Consider the following 16,295-nt stretch of genomic DNA (forward strand, 5'->3'; position numbering starts at 1 on the left):
TGCCACACCAATCGCGACGACCACGACGTCCGTCGCCCGGGTGACCAGAATTCAATTTGAAGATACCTGCCGATCAGCGCTGTTTCACGGCGAGATGCAAGGTCCGACCACGGTAGGCTGGTCGCCACCATGGAAATGAAGCCCGGCGCCCGTGCAGACACCATCGAGGAGCTCGCTCGATTGGTGAAGTCGGTCGCCTTCGAACTGGACCGCGTCGTGACCGATCACCTGGGCGGTTTGACGGTGCGTCAGTGGCACGTGCTGGCCGCACTCGAGGGCGGTGCCGGAAAGCCGATGACGGCACTGGCCGAGGTGACGCTGCTGCCCGGGCCGAGCCTGACCAGGCTCGTCGACGGGATGGTCGACGACAATCTGGTGTTGCGCAAGGCCGATGTGGTCGATCGCCGACGGGTGTTGGTGTACCAGACCCGGCGGGGCAGCGCGCTGTACCGCCAGATCCGGGAGCGGCTCAACAAGTCCGAACAGCTGGCCGCGCTGTGCACGTCAGCGTCGCTGCAGCCCGAAACACTGACCGAACTCCTGGGCGTCCTGCAGGGTTCGACCTCCCCGGCAGATCTGCGCGACTGACCACCACACCCGCCAAACAGCCAGTCCCCCAAGGAGATCGGGGAACTGGCTGCCGGCTGCGGGATCAGAAACTGGCGTGTGGCGCGCCCATTCCGGGATCGATCTGGTACGGCCCGGACGCCGACGGCGCCACCGGGAAGTCGAAGATCGCCGTCGGGATGTACACCGTCGCACAGGAATTCGGGATGTCCACCACGCCGGAGAGCCGGCCCTCGATCGGGGCGGACCCGAGCAGCAGGTAGGCCTGCTCCGGGCTGTAGCCGAACTTCGTCAGGTAGTCGATGGCGTGCAGACATGCGCGCTGGTACGCCAGATCCGAGTCGAGGTACTTCTGCTCGCCATCGAGAGTGACCGAGGTGCCGGAGAACGCCAGCCATTCCGAGTACTGCGGGTCGGTGTTGCCGGGCATGAAGATCGCGTTCTCATGGACGCCGTAGGTTTCCATGCCGCCCTTGATCAGATCCACGTGCAGGTCCATGAACCCGCCCATCTCGATCGCGCCGCAGAACGTGATCTCGCCATCGCCCTGCGAGAAGTGCAGGTCGCCGAACGACAGGTTCGCGCCGGGGACGAACACCGGATAGAACACCCGGCTGCCCTTGGTGAGGTTCTTGATGTCCTGATTTCCGCCGTTCTCGCGGGGCGGCGCGGTGCGGGCGGCCTCGGCGGCAGCCTTGGTGAAGGCGTCGCCGCGCAACGAGCCCAGGATCGCGTCCTGCGGTTCGGGCGGCAATGCCAGCGGCGGCACGCGGTCGGGATCGGTGGCGATCAACGCGCCTTCGCGGGCGTTCCATTTGGCCAGCAGGGCCGCCGACGGCGCGGTGCCCATGAGGCCGGGATGCACGATGCCGGTGTACTTCACATGGGGCACGTGGCGTGAGGTGGCCTTCTGGCCGGAGAAATCCCAGATCGCCTTGTAGGCGTCGGGGAACTGGTCGGTGAGGAACCCGCCGCCGTTCTGCTTGGCGAAGATGCCGGTGTATCCCCAGCCCTGCCCTGCCAGCGGCCCCGAGTCTTCCTGCGGAATGGGCCCGACGTCGAGGATGTCGACGATCAGCAGATCACCCGGCTCGGCGCCCTCGATCGCGAACGGCCCGGACAGGCAGTGCACGCCCTTGAGCGGCGCGTTGAGGATGTCCTCGGCCGAGTCGTCGTTGTGGATGGCGCCGTCGAACCACTCGCGGCAGTGCGCCCGGAAGCTGTCCCCCGGCTTGACGGTGACGGCCGGCGGGATGTCCGGGTGCCATCGGTTGTGACCGACCAACTGTTGGTCGGTGAACTTCTTCGCCGAATCCAAGGGGAACAGCAATTCCGGCACGTTGACCTCCTAGCGACACAAAAACACTTGCTTCCGAATGGAAGTATTCAATAGTGAAGGTGTCTCGTCTGCGGTTCGGGCAAGTTACATCCGGATGACGTTGACGCAGAGGGCTTATGGTGTCGTTGTGCCTACCTACGTATTCCGGTGTGGACAGGGTTGCCCGGACTTCACCGAACAGCATTCGATGGCGTCCGCGCCCGCCGATACCCCGTGTCCGAGCTGCAGCGGCGCGGCCAAGCGCCGCATCGGCGCGCCTGCGCTGGGTGCCGGCAGCTCGCCGGGCATGCGGGCGCAGGACGCCACCCGCGCCACGGCGGATCGCCCCGATGTCGTCCAGAGCCTGCCCACGAGTCGCCGCCGCGCGCCGGTGACCACGAATCCGTTGCACCGCAAGCTCCCCCGGCCCTAGCCGGACAAAGCAAAACCCCGCGCACTCCGGGATCGCCGGGTTTGTGCGCGGGGTTTTGTCAGTGAGCGGCGACGGCGAGCCGTCAATCCTGGGTGTGGTGTGCCGCCCAAACTCTGTTACTGCTGGCCGACCTCGAACCGCACGAAGCGGGTCACGGTGACGCCGGCCTCGTCCAGCAGGGCCTTCACGGTCTTCTTGTTGTCGGACACCGACGGCTGGTCGAGCAGCACGACGTCCTTGTAGAAGCCGGTGACGCGGCCTTCGACGATCTTCGGCAGTGCGGCCTCGGGCTTGCCCTCTTCCTTGGCGGTCTCCTCGGCGATGCGACGCTCGTTGGCGACCAGGTCGGCGGGCACGTCCTCACGGGTGAGGTACTTGGCCTTCAGCGCGGCGATCTGCAGCGCGACCGCGTGAGCGGCCTCTTCCGAAGCACCGTTGTACTCGACCAGCACACCCACGGCCGGCGGCAGGTCCGCGGCACGCTTGTGCAGGTAGGTCTCGACGGTGCCGTCGAAGTAGGCGACCCGGCGCAGTTCGAGCTTCTCGCCGATCTTCGCGGACAGGTCCGCGACCAGCTGCTCGACGGTGGTGCCGTCGACGGTGGCGGCCTTGAGGGTCTCCACGTCGTTGGCCTTGGCCGCGACAGCAGCGGTGAGGATCTGGTCCGCGAGAGCCTGGAATTCGGCGTTCTTGGCGACGAAGTCGGTCTCGGAGTTCAGCTCGATGAGGGCGCCGTCCTTGGCGGCGACCAGGCCCTCGGCGGTGGCGCGCTCAGCGCGCTTGCCGACGTCCTTGGCACCCTTGATGCGCAGGACCTCGACGGCCTTGTCGAAGTCACCCTCGGTCTCAACCAGTGCGTTCTTGCAGTCGAGCATGCCGGAGCCGGTGAGCTCCCGCAGTCGCTTTACGTCAGCAGCGGTGTAGTTAGCCATCTCAGCTTTCTGTGGTGGTGGTTTCGGTGGCGGCTTCCGGAGAAGACGCGGTCTCGGTTCCTGCCGTGGCCCCGGCGAGCAGTTCCTGCTCCCACTCGGCGAGCGGCTCGGCGCCTTCGGCCTCGGTCTTGGCACCCGAGCGGGCCTGCAGACCCTCGGCAACCGCGGAAGCGATCACCTTGGTCAGCAGCGCGGCGCTGCGGATGGCGTCGTCGTTACCCGGGATCGGGTAGTTGACCTGGTCGGGGTCGCAGTTGGTGTCCAGGATCGCGATGACCGGGATGCCGAGCTTGATGGCCTCGGAAACGGCCAGGTGCTCCTTGTTGGTGTCGACGACCCAGATGGCCGACGGAACCTTCTGCATGTCCCGGATACCGCCGAGGCTGCGCTCGAGCTTGTTCTTCTCACGCGTCAGCATGAGGATTTCCTTCTTGGTGCGACCCTCGAAGCCACCGGTCTGCTCCATGGACTCGAGTTCCTTCAGGCGCTGCAGGCGCTTGTGAACGGTCGAGAAGTTGGTGAGCATGCCGCCCAGCCAGCGCTGGTTGACGAAGGGCATGCCGACGCGGGTGGCCTCGTCAGCGATGGACTCCTGCGCCTGCTTCTTGGTACCGACGAAGAGGACGGTGCCGCCGTGGGCAACGGTCTCCTTGACGAATTCGTACGCCTTGTCGATGTAGGTCAGCGTCTGCTGCAAGTCGATGATGTAGATGCCGTTGCGGTCGGTGAAGATGAACCGCTTCATCTTGGGGTTCCAGCGACGGGTCTGGTGCCCGAAGTGTGCGCCGCTGTCAAGCAGCTGCTTCATGGTCACTACGGCCATGTTGGTGCCTCACTTAGTTATCGGTTGTCGTCCGGTATCGGGTGATTCCGGACCCTGGCGTCTGCTGCGTGCCGGACCCAACTCGGTTGTCCGAGGTGGGACCGCCCGGCATGCGGTGGCGACCCGAGATCGAGCCGCTGTGCAGGCGCGCGAAGTCAACCCACGAATGCGGATTGCAACGGGAAGTTTACACGCTTCCCAGGGGTGCTTTTGTCCACAGTGCGCCGGTTATCCACAGATCGGGTTTCCGGGGGTGCCGAAACCGCCGCCGAAGCGCTGAACTGGCCTGATGCGGACCCTGGTGGTGCTCCTGATCGTCGGACTCTCCTCGACCGGCGTGGCGCACGCCACCGACGGCCGGCTGGACTGGCCGCTGCGGCCGCGACCGGCCGTCGTGCGCACGTTCGACGCGCCGCGGCCGAACTGGCAGCGCGGGCACCGGGGCGTCGACCTCGCCGGCGCCGCCGGCCAGACGGTGTACGCCGCGGCCCCGGGCACCGTGGTGTTCGCCGGGGAGCTCGCGGGCCGGCCGGTGGTGTCGGTCGCCCATCCGGGCGGGCTGCGGACCAGCTACGAGCCGGTCCGCGCCGCGGTCCGGCCCGGCGCCGTCGTCGCCGCGGGTGCGCCGCTGGGCACGCTGCTGGCGGGGCACCCCGGGTGCGCGAGCTGTCTGCACTGGGGCGCGATGTGGGGTGCGTCGTCCGATGCCGACTACGTCGATCCCCTCGGTCTGCTCGCCGAGACCCCGATCCGCCTGAAACCCGACTCCCCCTAACCGCGAGCGGCCGTGTTTGTACGGCGACACGCCGCTATTCGCGTGCACAATGTGCACCCTCGCCGGCCGCGAGCGGCCCCAAACTACACACCTGGCCCCGCGTGTCGCTGTGCAGACACGGCCGCTCGCGCGGAGATTGAGTGAAGTGGACCGGGCGAATCAGGCGCGAGGGTGGGCCTGGTCGTGGACGGCGCGCAGGCGGGCGACGGTCACGTGCGTGTAGAGCTGGGTGGTCGCGAGCGACGAATGGCCCAGCAGCTCCTGCACCACCCGCAGGTCGGCGCCGCCTTCCAGCAGGTGGGTGGCCGCGCTGTGGCGCAGCCCGTGCGGCCCGATGTCGGGGGCACCGTCCACGGCCGAGATCGTCTGGTGCACGACGGTCCTCGCCTGGCGGGGGTCGAGCCGTCGCCCTCGCGCCCCGAGCAGCAGTGCCGGGCCCGACGTCGCGACTGCCAGTGCCGGGCGGCCATCGGACAGCCAGGCCCGAAGCGCTTTGGATGCCGGCTCACCGAAGGGCACGGTGCGCTCCTTGTCGCCTTTACCGAGCACGCGCAGCAACCGGCGGCTCTGGTCGACGTCGTCGATGTCGAGGCCACACAGCTCACTGACGCGGATGCCGGTGGCGTACAGCATCTCGACGATCAGCCGGTCGCGCAGTGCCATCGGATCGCCTTGTTCCGCACCGGAATTCGCCGCCGACATGGCATCGACGGCCTGGTCCTGACGCAGCACGGCAGGCAGTGAGCGATGCGCCTTGGGGGTCTGCAGCCGCACGGCGGGGTCGGTCTCGAGCAGGCCCCGCCGCACGGCCCAGGCAGTGAAGGTCTTGACCGCCGACGTCCGGCGGGACAGCGTCGTCCGGGCGGCGCCCCTGCCGGCCTGCTCGGCGAGCCACGACCGCAGCGTCATGAGGTCCAGGTCGGCGATGGTTGCGTCGTCGCCGAGGAATTCCCCCAACGACCGCAGATCACCGAGATAGGCACGCCGGGTGTGCTCGGAACGGCCGCATTCGAGTTCGAGGTACTGATCGAACTCATCGAGAACTGCCTGGTGCACTCCCCTACGTTCGCAGAACGCTCGGCCGATCGCCCGTCACGCCACCCGTCGGTGGCCGAGCTGTGACCTCAGACGTCGACGCGGCGCAAGGCATCCGGCGTCAGGTCGGCCAGCGAGCGGTAGCCGTCGATGGCCATGGTCAGGTCGGTCTCCGCCAGCAGCGACCGCACCACGTGAACGACGCCGGCGGTGCCGGCCAGTGCCATGCCGTACGCGTACGGCCGGCCGATGCCGACCGCGGTCGCCCCCAGCGCCAGTGCCTTGACGACGTCGGCGCCGCTGCGGACGCCGGAGTCGAACAGCACCGGCATGCCGTCGGCCGCCGCGACGACGCCGGGCAGACAGTCGATGGCCGGGATTCCGCCGTTGGCCTGTCGGCCGCCATGGTTGGAGCAGTAGATGCCGTCGACCCCGGCGTCACGCACACGACGGGCGTCGTCGGGATGACAGATGCCTTTGACCAGCAGTGGCAGCTTCGTCAGCGAGCGCAGCCAGGCCAGGTCGTCCCAGGTCAGCGAGTTCCCGAAGTCCTGCACCCACTGCATCACCACGCCCTGCGGGTTCTGCTCCGGCGGCGCCGCCAGCTTGGCCCGGAACACCGGGTCGCTGGTGTAGTTGGACAGGCAGTGGCCACGCAACTGCGGGAAATTGGCCGTCGATAGGTCGCGGGGACGCCAGCCGGGCACCCACGTGTCGAGGGTGACGACGATGCCCTGGTAACCGGCGGCTTCGGCGCGGCTGACCAGGCTGGCCGCCAAGTCGCGGTCTTTCGGGGTGTACAGCTGGAAAAAGCCTGGGGTGTCACCGAATTCGGCGGCGACGTCCTCCAGCGGATCACTGGTGAGCGTCGAGACCATCATCGGCACCCCGGTCTGGGCCGCCGCGCGTGCGGCGTGCAGGTCGCCGTGGCCGTCGCGGGCGCAGATGCCCATGACGCCGATGGGCGCCAGGAACAGCGGCGACGGCAGCTTCAGGCCGAACAGGTCGATGGTCAGGTCCCGCTCGGTGGCCCCGACCAGCATCCGCGGCATCAGGCCCCAGCGCTCGAAGGCGCTGACGTTGACGCGCTGCGTCCGCTCGTCACCGGCGCCGCCGGCGACGTACGACCAGATCGACGGCGGCATCGCGGCCTCGGCGCGCGCCTCGAGCTCCGCGAACGAGATCGGCAGCGTCGGCACGACACCGCCCAACCCCTGCAGATAGATCTCGAGTTGGTAGTCACCGAACGCCATCAGGCCCGCCTTTCCGTTGCCACTTCGGCTGAGGATCGCACACTAGCGTCGGCCCGCGCCGTGGCTTCGGGCTCTGCGCGTCGGCCTATGCCTCGGCTTCGGCCTTGGCCAGCTCCGCCTTCCACTGCCGGAAGGTCTCCTCGGTGCGGCCGCGGCGCCAGTAGCCGGAGATGGACGCCCATTCGGCGCCGACGCCGCGCTCCTTGCGCAGGTACGGCCGCAGGTTGTGCATGACGGTCTGGGCCTCGCCGTGCACGAACACCTGGACCTGGCCGGGCAGCCAGTCGGCCGCCCGGACCGCCGCGACGAGCGGCGCGTTGTCGCCGGCCCGGTCGTCGGGCACCAGGTCGGCGCGGCCGCCGCGGTGGATCCAGTGGATCGTCACGCCTGCGGGCGCGGTCAGGTCGAGCTCGTCGTCAGGTCCGTCGACCTCGATGAAGGCCTGGCCGATCGCGTTGGGCGGCAATGCCTCCAGCGCGGTGCTCAGCGCGGGCAGCCCGGCTTCGTCGCCGGCCAGCAGGTGCCAGTCGGCGGCTGGGTTGGGCGCGTATGCCCCATTGGGTCCCATGAGATACGCCGGATCGCCGGGCGCCAACGACGCCGCCCACGGCCCGGCCACGCCGGTGTCGCCGTGCACGACGAAGTCGACGGTGAGTTCGCGCTGCTCGACATCGACGTTGCGCACGGTGTAGGTCCGCACCGTCGGGCGCTGGTCGGCCGGCAGCTCCTCGAAGCTGTCGAGCGTCAAAGGCTGCGCCAGGCCGGCGACCTCGATACCCGCGGGCACGATGACGAACTTGACGTAGGAATCGGTGAATTCCTTGGGACTGAAGGTGTCGAACCCGTTGCCGCCGAACACAACACGAATCATGTGCGGGGTCAGGCGCTGGGTGCGGAGTACTTCGAACGTATGAATCGGACGGCCTGCCACGCCTCGACTATACGAGCGGCGCGGCCACCGTGGTGGGCTACCGAGCCAGCACCGCCGCCGTGTACTTGGGCTTCCAGTCCGACGTCAGCAACGCGCCGAAGTTGGATTCGAGATCGTCACGTTTGGCGGTGTCGGTGTCGCGCACCGCAAAAATGAATGCCGGGCCGCTCCAACCGGCCCCTGCCACACCCGACAGCACCTGCAGGATCTGACGCGCCTGCTCGTCCTGGCTGACACCGCGGGCCTGCGGAGCGCAGGTCGAGGCGCCCAGTTCCGTCATCCAGACCTTCTTGTCACCGTCACCGTTGACGGTCATCAGATCGTGCACGCGCACCAGATCCGACCACCCGTTGTCACCGTCTTCGGCGATGCCGCCCGGGAACACATACGGGTGCATCGCGGTGGCATCGAAGAACTTCCGCGCACCATTGGCATACATGTCGGCGAGGAATTTCGTCGGCGCGTCCGAGCCGGTGGCGCGGCTCAGCCCGGCGGCGATGACCGTGGCGTCGGGCTGAATGGCCTTGATCGCCGGATACGCCGCCTTGAGCAGTTCGGTGTAGACCGCGGCGCGGTTGTCGGTGAATCCGAAGAACAGCGGCAGGTTCGGCTCGTTCCAGATCTCCCAATGGGCGACCCGGTCGCCGTAGCGTTGCACGACGGCCATGACGAACGCGGCGTAGTCGGCCGGATTCACCGGTGGCGCACTGAAATACGAGCCCGGTGCCCGAGCCCACGTGGGGCTGTACGCGATCAGGCCGAGCACCTTCAGACCCCGCTTCTTGGAGCCGTTCACCCAGTGGTCGACGTAGTGCCAATTGTATTGCCCCTTAACGGGTTCCACGATGTGCCAGTCGATCAGCACCCGCATCCACTCGGCCCGGGTTCTGGCGACGGCATCGAGTTCACGGTCGGCGTCGGCGTCGCTCATCCAGGACTGGGGCGCGCCGACGCTGAATCCGTAACCGGCGTCGGGCACCACAGGCATCGCGACGAGCGAGGGACGCACCCAGAGACAAGTACCTACCGTCAGCACGCCGACCAGCCCGACGACCACGGCGAGTCGACGGAACAAGCTGCTGACATGGTGGGTCACCGCGGGGGTCACGTGCTCCGGCCGAGATCGAAACTCATGCTGTGCCGGCGATCTGGCCGGCTCATGCAAACGGCGCCACGCCATCGAGATCGGGAAGTGGCCGCTGACAGATTTGATGCGCTTCGTCGGCGGGCAGACCGAACAGTCGTAGCAGGTCTTCGGTCACCCGATCGGTCGCTCCCGCGTCGTCGCGTTCAGGCTCTTGTTGCAGGAGCTTGCCGAGCCCGAGGAGTGCCCCGGCGGCAAGGGCCATGGCCAGTTTGGGGTCGTCGACGGTGAACCGGCCAGCGGTGGCGGCGGCCGTGATGTCCCGTAATGCGCGCGGCCCCAGGCCACGATCCGACGTCATGAGATTGAGGCCGTTGGCGAGCAGGATCCGACTCTCCTGCGGGCGGCGCCGGAACAGGCGACCGGTCAGCCGGTAGCTGCAGGCAAATGTTTCGGCCGGGTCGTCGATCGACGAAGCGGTGAGCTGGTCAAGCAGCGCGCCATAGTTATCGAGCACATCGGCCACCGCCGCCTCGAACAACTCCTCCTTGCTGTCGAAGTGGTTGTAGAACGAGCCCATTCCGACGTCTGCCGCTTGGGTGATCTCCAGGACCGGGACGTTCAGTTTTCCTTCTGCGATCAGCGCCTGCGCGGCCTGGATCAGCGCCGCGCGGGTGCGCTGTTTCCGGCGTTCGAGGCGGTTGACCGGCTCGTCCTGCAATGCGCTCACCGACTCAGAATAGCAGCGCTTATCAGTTTTGATGATTTCGTCAGAAACACTTGACTGAGCGTCACGTCGTATGTGACGATTTCGTCAGAATGAAAGGGGTCAGGCGATGAACGACCTGGTCGGCGCACACAACGATCTCCACAGCGAGCAGGGTGCCTTGGAAGGCGAGCATTGCGGGCGCTCCCGCAACCCCTTGATCAAGGTGACGGACGTCGCCTGGCTGGAATTCGACAAACCCGACCTGGCGCGCGCCGAGGCCTTTGCCCATGCGTTCGGCTTCGGCACAGCGCTGCGCACCGATACCGAATTGCATTTGCGCGGCAGCGATCCCGACGCCCCGTGCGTCCTCATCCGGCGTGGCCCGCAGACGCGTTTCCGCGGCATGGCGTTCGCCGCCGGCGACGACGCAGACCTGGTGCGACTGGCCGACAAGACCGGCGCGCCGGTCGCTGCGCTACCCGAATCGATCGGCGGCTCGGGTGTGCAATTGACCGACCCCAGCGGCATCCCGGTACGTGTGGTGTCCGGCACCCATCCGCTGACCCCGCTGCCGGCCCAGGCCCCGCACACCTTCAACGTCGGCCACGACGTCGAACGGATCAACGCGACCCAGCGGCCGCCCCGGGTGCCGACGACGGTGCAACGCCTCGGCCACGTCGTCGTCCAGTCCACCAAATACCATGCGGCACTGGACTGGTACCTCGATACGCTCGGCTTGATCGTCAGCGACTTCCTGTATTTCCCGGGGCAACGCCAACGCGGCCCGACGATGAGCTTCATCCGATGCGACCGCGGCTCGATCCCAACCGACCATCACACGCTGGCGCTGGCGCTGGGACCGGCGAACCGCTACGTCCACTCGGCCTATCAAGTCAGTGACCTCGACGCTCTCGCCGCCGGCGGCGAATACCTCAAAGACCATGGCTACCAACGTTCCTGGGGTATCGGTCGGCACATCCAGGGCAGCCAGATCTTCGACTACTGGCGCGACCCCGACGGATTCATGGTCGAGCATTTCACCGACGGCGACATGTTCGACAACACACTCGAACCCGGATGGGCGGAGTTCACCGCCTCCGGCCTCGCGCAATGGGGACCGCCGGCCACCTCAGACTTCCTGGGCACCAGTCCCCGGCACGCGCGCGGCGAGGTGCGAGAACTGCTCACCGCACTGCGCAGCCACAACGAATTCGACGTCAACCGCCTCATCGGCCTACTGAAAGCAGCCAAATCATGACCATCTCCGTTCTGCGCACCGCCGACGCTTGGTGGGTGTACACCGCCACCGGAGCGGCCAAGATCGCCACCGACGCGACCACCACGGGCGCCCTGCTCGGCGACCGCGCCGCCATCGAAGCCGCTGCCGCCGACACCGCCACGGTGCCGGTCGACAGCCTCGAACTCGTGTCACCCGTGACCGCACCCTGCCGGGTGGTCGCCCAGATGACGAACTTCGCCTCGCATGTCAAAGACGCGGGGATGGAGCCGGCCTCGATCCCGTTGACCTTCTTCCGTAAATCGTCGGCGTCGATCACCGGCCCATCGGACGCGATCGTCAAACCCAGCCACGTGCGGTTCCTGGACTATGAAGTGGAGATCGGTCTGGTCATCGGTACCGACATCCCGGTGGGCAGCACCATCACCGAGTCCAACCTCGCCGACTACGTGGCCGGACTGGTGGTCACCAACGACGTCTCCGCCCGCGACATCCAGCTGCCCCAGACACAGTTCTACGAGGCCAAGTCCTACCCCACCTTCACGCCCGTCGGCCCGGCCCTGGTGCTGTTGACCGCGGCCGAGCTCAAGCGCTTCGGCGAGCTGCGACTGCAGCTGCGCGTGAACGGCGAACTGCGGCAAGACATGCGCGTTGCCGGCGACATGATCTACCCGCCGCTGCAGGCCCTGCAATCGCTGACCCGCTTTCAGGACCTCAGTGCCGGCGACCTGATCCTGACCGGCACGCCCCTCGGCACCGCGCTGAGTGCGCCGCCCAAGGCCGTCGCCTTCATCGGGTCGCTGCTGCCGCCCGCCGTGAAATGGAAGGCCTTCTTCAAGAGCCAGGCACGCAACCCGAAATACCTGCACGACGGTGACATCGTCGAGACGACCATCGCCACCGATGACGGCGCCATCGACCTTGGCGCCCAGCGCAACATCGTGAAGTACGCATGAGCGCGAACCTGTTGTGGCCCAGGTACTCCAGCCCGACCGACCTGGCCGACATCGAAGCCGTCCCGCTGTCCGAGCGGGGATTGCCGGCCTCCACCTACGCGCTGCTGGCACGCGCCGCGCAGATGTGGCCGGACCGGATCGCCATCAGTGTCCTGCCCGACGGCGAACGTTGGGAGAAGCCCGTCGAGCGCACCTTCGGCCAACTGCTGCACGACGTGCACCAGAGCGCAAACCTACTGCGCGACTTGGGTGTTCAGCGCCATGATGCGGTTGCGCTCATCGCCCCGAACTGCGATGACCTGATCACCGCGACCCTGGCGGCCCAACTGACCGGCATCGCCGCGCCCATCAACGGCGCACTCTCCCCGGAGCACGTCAGTGAACTGGTGCGGCGATCCGGCGCCCGGGTCCTCATCACGGCGGACGCTCAGCTCGACGCCTCGGCATCGGCGGTGGCAGACCGCCTCGTCGGTGCCGGCTTGATCGACACCATCCTGCTGATCGGACCGACCGGCGCCACGCCGATCGACGTCCCTACCGTAGCCGGGGCGAACGTCGACTACCTGACCCGACTGTCCGCGGCACACGACGGCACCCGATTCCACGGGGCCGCAATGGAATCCACCGATCTGGCCGCGTTGTTCCACACCGGCGGAACCACCGGCGCGCCGAAACTGGCCGCACACACGCACGCCAACGAGGTGGCCGATGCATGGATGATCGCCGCCAACACCTTGCTCGATGAAACCTCGGTGTTGTTCGCCGCGTTGCCACTGTTCCACGTCAACGCACTCGTGGTGACGCTACTGGCGCCGCTGCTGCGCGGACAGCAGGTGCTGTGGGCCGGCCCGCTCGGCTACCGGGACATGGGGCTGTACGGCAACTTCTGGAAAATCGTTGAGCGCTACCGAATCTCGACTATGAGCGCGGTACCCACGGTGTACTCGGTGCTCAGCCAGATCCCAGTCGACGCCGACATCTCCAGCATGGAAATGGCCATTGTCGGCGCCTCCGCACTGCCAGATGCGGTGCGCCACGACTTCCAGTCGCACACCGGCGTCCCGCTGCTGGAAGGCTACGGATTGACGGAGGCAACCTGCGCCAGCGCGCGCAGCTTCCCCGGCCATCCCCGGCCCGGTTCGGTAGGCCAGCGACTGCCCTACCAGCAGGTCAAGACGGTCGACATCGACGACCATGGCGTCTGGCACGAACTGCCGTCCGGCCAGATCGGCACCCTCGCGATCGGTGGCCCCACCGTGTTCGCGGGCTATGTCACCGGCCGCAACACCGACGGTTTCGTACTCGACGGCAACGGCAAACTGGTCGACGGCTGGCTCGACACCGGCGACCTCGCATGGGTCGACGACGACGGCTTCGTGCATTTGTGCGGGCGCGCGAAGGACCTGATCATCCGCGGCGGGCACAACATCGACCCGGCGATGATCGAAGATGCGCTGCTGGCCCATCCCGACGTCACCGGTGTCGCCGCGGTCGGCCGTCCCGACGTGCACGCCGGTGAGGTACCGGTCGCGTATGTCACATTGCGGCCCGACGCTGCCACGACTCCGGATTTGTTGCGGCAGTGGGCCGTTGAGCACGTCGCCGAGAGCGCGGCTGCTCCGAGATCGGTGATCGCGATCGACGCCATCCCGGTCACCGCCGTCGGTAAACCGTACAAACTGCCGCTGCGGGCCGACGCCACCCGCAACGCGGTCCGTGACGCACTGGCCGCTGTACCCGGCGTCGCCGACGTCGAAGCAGCCGTCGACGACGGTGCCATCGCCGTGACGGTTGTGGTCGGCGCCGATGCCGACACCGACGCCATTGCCGCGACCCTGGGTCGCTACGCGCTCGCATGGGACATCAAGGAACGACCATGACCGACCCCTCCTCGACAGCATCGGCGCTCAAGTCCGTCATGCGCGTGGCGGTGCCGAACTATCTGCGGTGGTACCACCGCCACGAAATCCACATCGACGCCGAGATTCCCGAGCCTGCATTGCTTGTCGCCAATCACGGCTTCGGCGGCCTCGTGGACCTGAACGTCCTCGCCATGATCGCCGTGCGCGAAAAAGCGGCGCTGAGGCGGCCGACCACCGCGCTCGTTCACCAGGTGGCGTGGACGGTCGGCGCCGGCCGCATCGCCGAGTTTCTCGACGGCCGGCCCGCAAGCCAGGAATCGGCAGACGCCACCTTCGCCGCCGGGCACAACGTGCTCGTGTTTCCCGGTGGTGACGTCGACGCCGGGAAGTCTTGGTGGGATCGCAATCAGGTGCATTTCGACGCGCGCTGCGGGTTCGCCCGGCTGGCCATGAGCCACGGCGTACCGGTGGTCCCCGTCGTGACGGCAGGCGCCGGTGATTCGTTGTTCGTCGTGTCCGACGGTCGACGGCTCGCACAACAGCTGGGCCTGCCGCGGCGCCTGCGCATGAAGGCACTGCCGATCAGCGTCACCATCCCGTGGGGACTCAACATCGGCGTCGCCGGCATGCTCCCCTACGTCGCATTGCCGACCAAGCTGGTGACCGCCGTCCTGCCCCCGATGACGCCACATGCCGGGGAAACCGCCGAGGACTTCGCAGCCAGAATCGAGGCCGCCATGCAGGCCCGCCTCGACACTCTCGTCGCCAACCGCAAGCCGATCATCGGCTGATCCGAGTCGAGGACCGAAATGCCTGACCCTGTAACGCAATCCGTGCCCGTTGTCGTCGTCGGCGCGGGACCGACCGGTGTCACCGCGGCGACGTTGCTCGCCGACCACGGTGTGCCCACGCTGGTTCTCGACCGCTGGGAATCGGTCTATCCCCAGCCACGCGCGGTGCACCTCGATGACGAGATTCATCGCATCCTCGCCCGGCTCGGTGTCGCCGAAGAATTCGCCGCGATTTCGCGGCCGGCGCTCGGCTTGCGGCTGCTCGACCAGAACCACCACACGCTGGCCCAGTTCGACCGCGACCCCGCCCGCAGCAAGCACGGCTTCCCGCAGGCCAACATGTTCGACCAGCCGGTACTGGAAGAGCTGTTGCGCGCCAACCTGGCCAAGCGCCCAAATGTTGAGCTGCGCGGCAATTCCGAGGTCACCGGCATCACCCAGCACGAACCTGGCCGCGTGCGGGTGACCTACGCCGACCGTGCCACCGGAACAGAGCACGTCGTCGAAACCGGCTACGTGCTGGGCTGCGATGGCGCCAACAGCATCGTGCGAGCTGCCATCGGTGCCGCCATGGAAGACCTGCGTTTCGAGCAGCGCTGGCTGGTCGCAGACGTTGTCACCGAGGCCGAGCTCGATCAGTGGGATGGTGTGCATCAGGTGTGCGATCCCGTTCGGGCTGCGACGTACATGCGGATCGGTCCCGACCGCTACCGCTGGGAATTTCGGCTGCTGCCTTCGGAAACCACGGCCGACTTCAGCACCATGGCGACCCTACGGCCCCTGGTGGCCCCCTGGATCGGCGATGTCGCCGACGCTGAGCTCGACCTCGTGCGCGTCACTGAGTACACCTTTCGCGCACAGATTGCCGACAGCTGGCGCGAACGCAACGTGTTCCTCCTCGGCGACGCCGCCCACCTCACTCCGCCATTCATCGGGCAAGGCATGGGCGCGGGCCTGCGCGACGCGATGAACCTGGCGTGGAAACTCGCCGGCGTGATCAACGGAGAGCTACCCGAGGCCCTGCTGGCAACTTACGAACAAGAACGGAAGCCCCACGCGCGCAGCATGATCGGCCTGGCACTGGGCATGGGATGGGCGATGACAGCCGGTGGACATGCCGGAAACATCGTGCGACGCACCGTCGCCCCCAGGCTGGGGTTGATACCCGGCCTGCGCGACAAGCTCACCGACGGCACCACCCCGCGGCTGCATGAGTCGGCGCTGGTCATCAAAAGCCGTAGACCCCGTCGCCTTGCCGGATCGTTGTGCCCCAACCCGGTACTGGCCGATGGACAGCGCCTGGACACGTTGCTGGGCAATGGCTTCGCGCTCGTCACCACGACCCGTCCACTCGCGTTCCACTGCGCCGCGCTCGCTGAGCAAGGCATTGTGGTCCATGTCGCCGAACCCGGCGGTGAATTGGAACGGTGGCTCCGCCGTGGCCACGCCACCGCCGCTGTCATCCGGCCTGATCGCACGGTCATGTGCGCGGGCCGCGACGTGTGGAAACTCTGCGCGGCCATACCGGGATTTGCGACGATCGTTCAGCGCAGTAGTTCACACGCCACCGCATCCACCTAGACCAGTCA

Annotated in this window: 16 protein-coding genes; 8 read left to right on the top strand and 8 right to left on the bottom strand. The window is 67.3% G+C overall.

Annotation, left to right across the window (positions count from 1 at the left end):
• Positions 1-129: 129 nt before the first annotated feature.
• Positions 130-588: a MarR family winged helix-turn-helix transcriptional regulator gene (locus tag BR47_RS29425; RefSeq protein ID WP_231506631.1), complete on the top strand. Its 459-nt coding sequence runs from the start codon at positions 130-132 to the stop codon at positions 586-588.
• Positions 589-652: 64 nt separating this feature from the next.
• Here BR47_RS29425 and fmdA read toward each other — a convergent pair whose 3' ends face one another.
• Entirely contained in the window at positions 653-1,906 is a 1,254-nt protein-coding gene (gene fmdA / locus BR47_RS0101555) for a formamidase (RefSeq protein WP_029118377.1), read from the bottom strand.
• Between the two features lie 127 nt (positions 1,907-2,033).
• Here fmdA and BR47_RS0101560 point away from each other — a divergent pair, with 127 nt between their 5' ends.
• A complete protein-coding gene (locus BR47_RS0101560) occupies positions 2,034-2,318 on the top strand; it encodes an FmdB family zinc ribbon protein (protein ID WP_029105360.1) in 285 nt (94 codons plus the stop codon).
• 116 nt (positions 2,319-2,434) lie between these two features.
• On the opposite strand, the gene tsf is transcribed toward BR47_RS0101560, so the two are convergent.
• Both tsf and rpsB read right to left on the bottom strand, forming a co-directional pair.
• The gene (tsf, locus tag BR47_RS0101565) at positions 2,435-3,250 is read right to left on the bottom strand and encodes a translation elongation factor Ts (RefSeq protein WP_020102030.1); all 816 of its coding nucleotides are present in this window, start codon (positions 3,248-3,250) and stop codon (positions 2,435-2,437) included.
• Between the two features lies 1 nt (position 3,251).
• Entirely contained in the window at positions 3,252-4,073 is an 822-nt protein-coding gene (rpsB, locus tag BR47_RS0101570; RefSeq protein ID WP_020102031.1) for a 30S ribosomal protein S2, read from the bottom strand.
• A gap of 289 nt (positions 4,074-4,362) precedes the next feature.
• Here rpsB and BR47_RS0101575 point away from each other — a divergent pair, with 289 nt between their 5' ends.
• Positions 4,363-4,848 (top strand): M23 family metallopeptidase, encoded by a 486-nt coding sequence (locus BR47_RS0101575; RefSeq protein WP_029118378.1) that lies wholly within the window; start codon positions 4,363-4,365, stop codon positions 4,846-4,848.
• A 159-nt stretch (positions 4,849-5,007) separates the two neighbouring features.
• Here BR47_RS0101575 and BR47_RS0101580 read toward each other — a convergent pair whose 3' ends face one another.
• From BR47_RS0101580 to BR47_RS0101600, 5 genes are all read right to left on the bottom strand, one after another.
• On the bottom strand, positions 5,008-5,904 hold the full coding sequence (locus tag BR47_RS0101580; RefSeq protein WP_020102033.1) for a tyrosine recombinase XerC: 897 nt from the start codon (positions 5,902-5,904) through the stop codon (positions 5,008-5,010).
• A 68-nt stretch (positions 5,905-5,972) separates the two neighbouring features.
• Positions 5,973-7,136, bottom strand: a complete 1,164-nt coding sequence (locus tag BR47_RS0101585) for a lactate 2-monooxygenase (RefSeq protein WP_029118379.1) — start codon at positions 7,134-7,136, stop codon at positions 5,973-5,975.
• Between the two features lie 85 nt (positions 7,137-7,221).
• Positions 7,222-8,067 carry a siderophore-interacting protein gene (locus BR47_RS0101590; protein WP_029118380.1) on the bottom strand — a complete coding sequence of 282 codons (846 nt, stop codon included), beginning with the start codon at positions 8,065-8,067 and terminating at the stop codon, positions 7,222-7,224.
• Between the two features lie 37 nt (positions 8,068-8,104).
• Complete coding sequence (locus tag BR47_RS0101595) at positions 8,105-9,175, bottom strand: glycoside hydrolase 5 family protein (RefSeq protein WP_029118381.1); 1,071 nt, start codon at positions 9,173-9,175, stop codon at positions 8,105-8,107.
• Between the two features lie 49 nt (positions 9,176-9,224).
• Positions 9,225-9,881: a TetR/AcrR family transcriptional regulator gene (locus BR47_RS0101600; protein ID WP_020102037.1), complete on the bottom strand. Its 657-nt coding sequence runs from the start codon at positions 9,879-9,881 to the stop codon at positions 9,225-9,227.
• A 106-nt stretch (positions 9,882-9,987) separates the two neighbouring features.
• Here BR47_RS0101600 and BR47_RS0101605 point away from each other — a divergent pair, with 106 nt between their 5' ends.
• From BR47_RS0101605 to mhpA, 5 genes are read left to right on the top strand one after another with little or no spacing between them, the layout of a single operon-like run.
• A complete protein-coding gene (locus tag BR47_RS0101605) occupies positions 9,988-11,118 on the top strand; it encodes a VOC family protein (protein WP_029118382.1) in 1,131 nt (376 codons plus the stop codon).
• The gene (locus BR47_RS0101610) at positions 11,115-12,053 is read left to right on the top strand and encodes a fumarylacetoacetate hydrolase family protein (protein WP_020102039.1); all 939 of its coding nucleotides are present in this window, start codon (positions 11,115-11,117) and stop codon (positions 12,051-12,053) included. The genes BR47_RS0101605 and BR47_RS0101610 overlap by 4 nt, the downstream gene beginning before the upstream one ends.
• Entirely contained in the window at positions 12,050-13,933 is a 1,884-nt protein-coding gene (locus tag BR47_RS0101615) for an acyl-CoA synthetase (RefSeq protein ID WP_029118383.1), read from the top strand. The genes BR47_RS0101610 and BR47_RS0101615 overlap by 4 nt, the downstream gene beginning before the upstream one ends.
• A complete protein-coding gene (locus tag BR47_RS0101620; RefSeq protein ID WP_029118384.1) occupies positions 13,930-14,706 on the top strand; it encodes a 1-acyl-sn-glycerol-3-phosphate acyltransferase in 777 nt (258 codons plus the stop codon). Before BR47_RS0101615 ends, BR47_RS0101620 begins: the two co-directional genes overlap by 4 nt.
• Positions 14,707-14,724: 18 nt before the next feature.
• Positions 14,725-16,287, top strand: coding sequence for a bifunctional 3-(3-hydroxy-phenyl)propionate/3-hydroxycinnamic acid hydroxylase MhpA (mhpA, locus tag BR47_RS0101625; protein WP_029105362.1), 1,563 nt, complete (start codon positions 14,725-14,727; stop codon positions 16,285-16,287).
• Positions 16,288-16,295: the final 8 nt, after the last annotated feature.

Origin of the sequence: Mycobacterium sp. UNC410CL29Cvi84, from assembly GCF_000686745.1 — a bacterium.
Classification (GTDB): Bacteria; Actinomycetota; Actinomycetes; order Mycobacteriales; family Mycobacteriaceae; genus Mycobacterium; species Mycobacterium mucogenicum_B.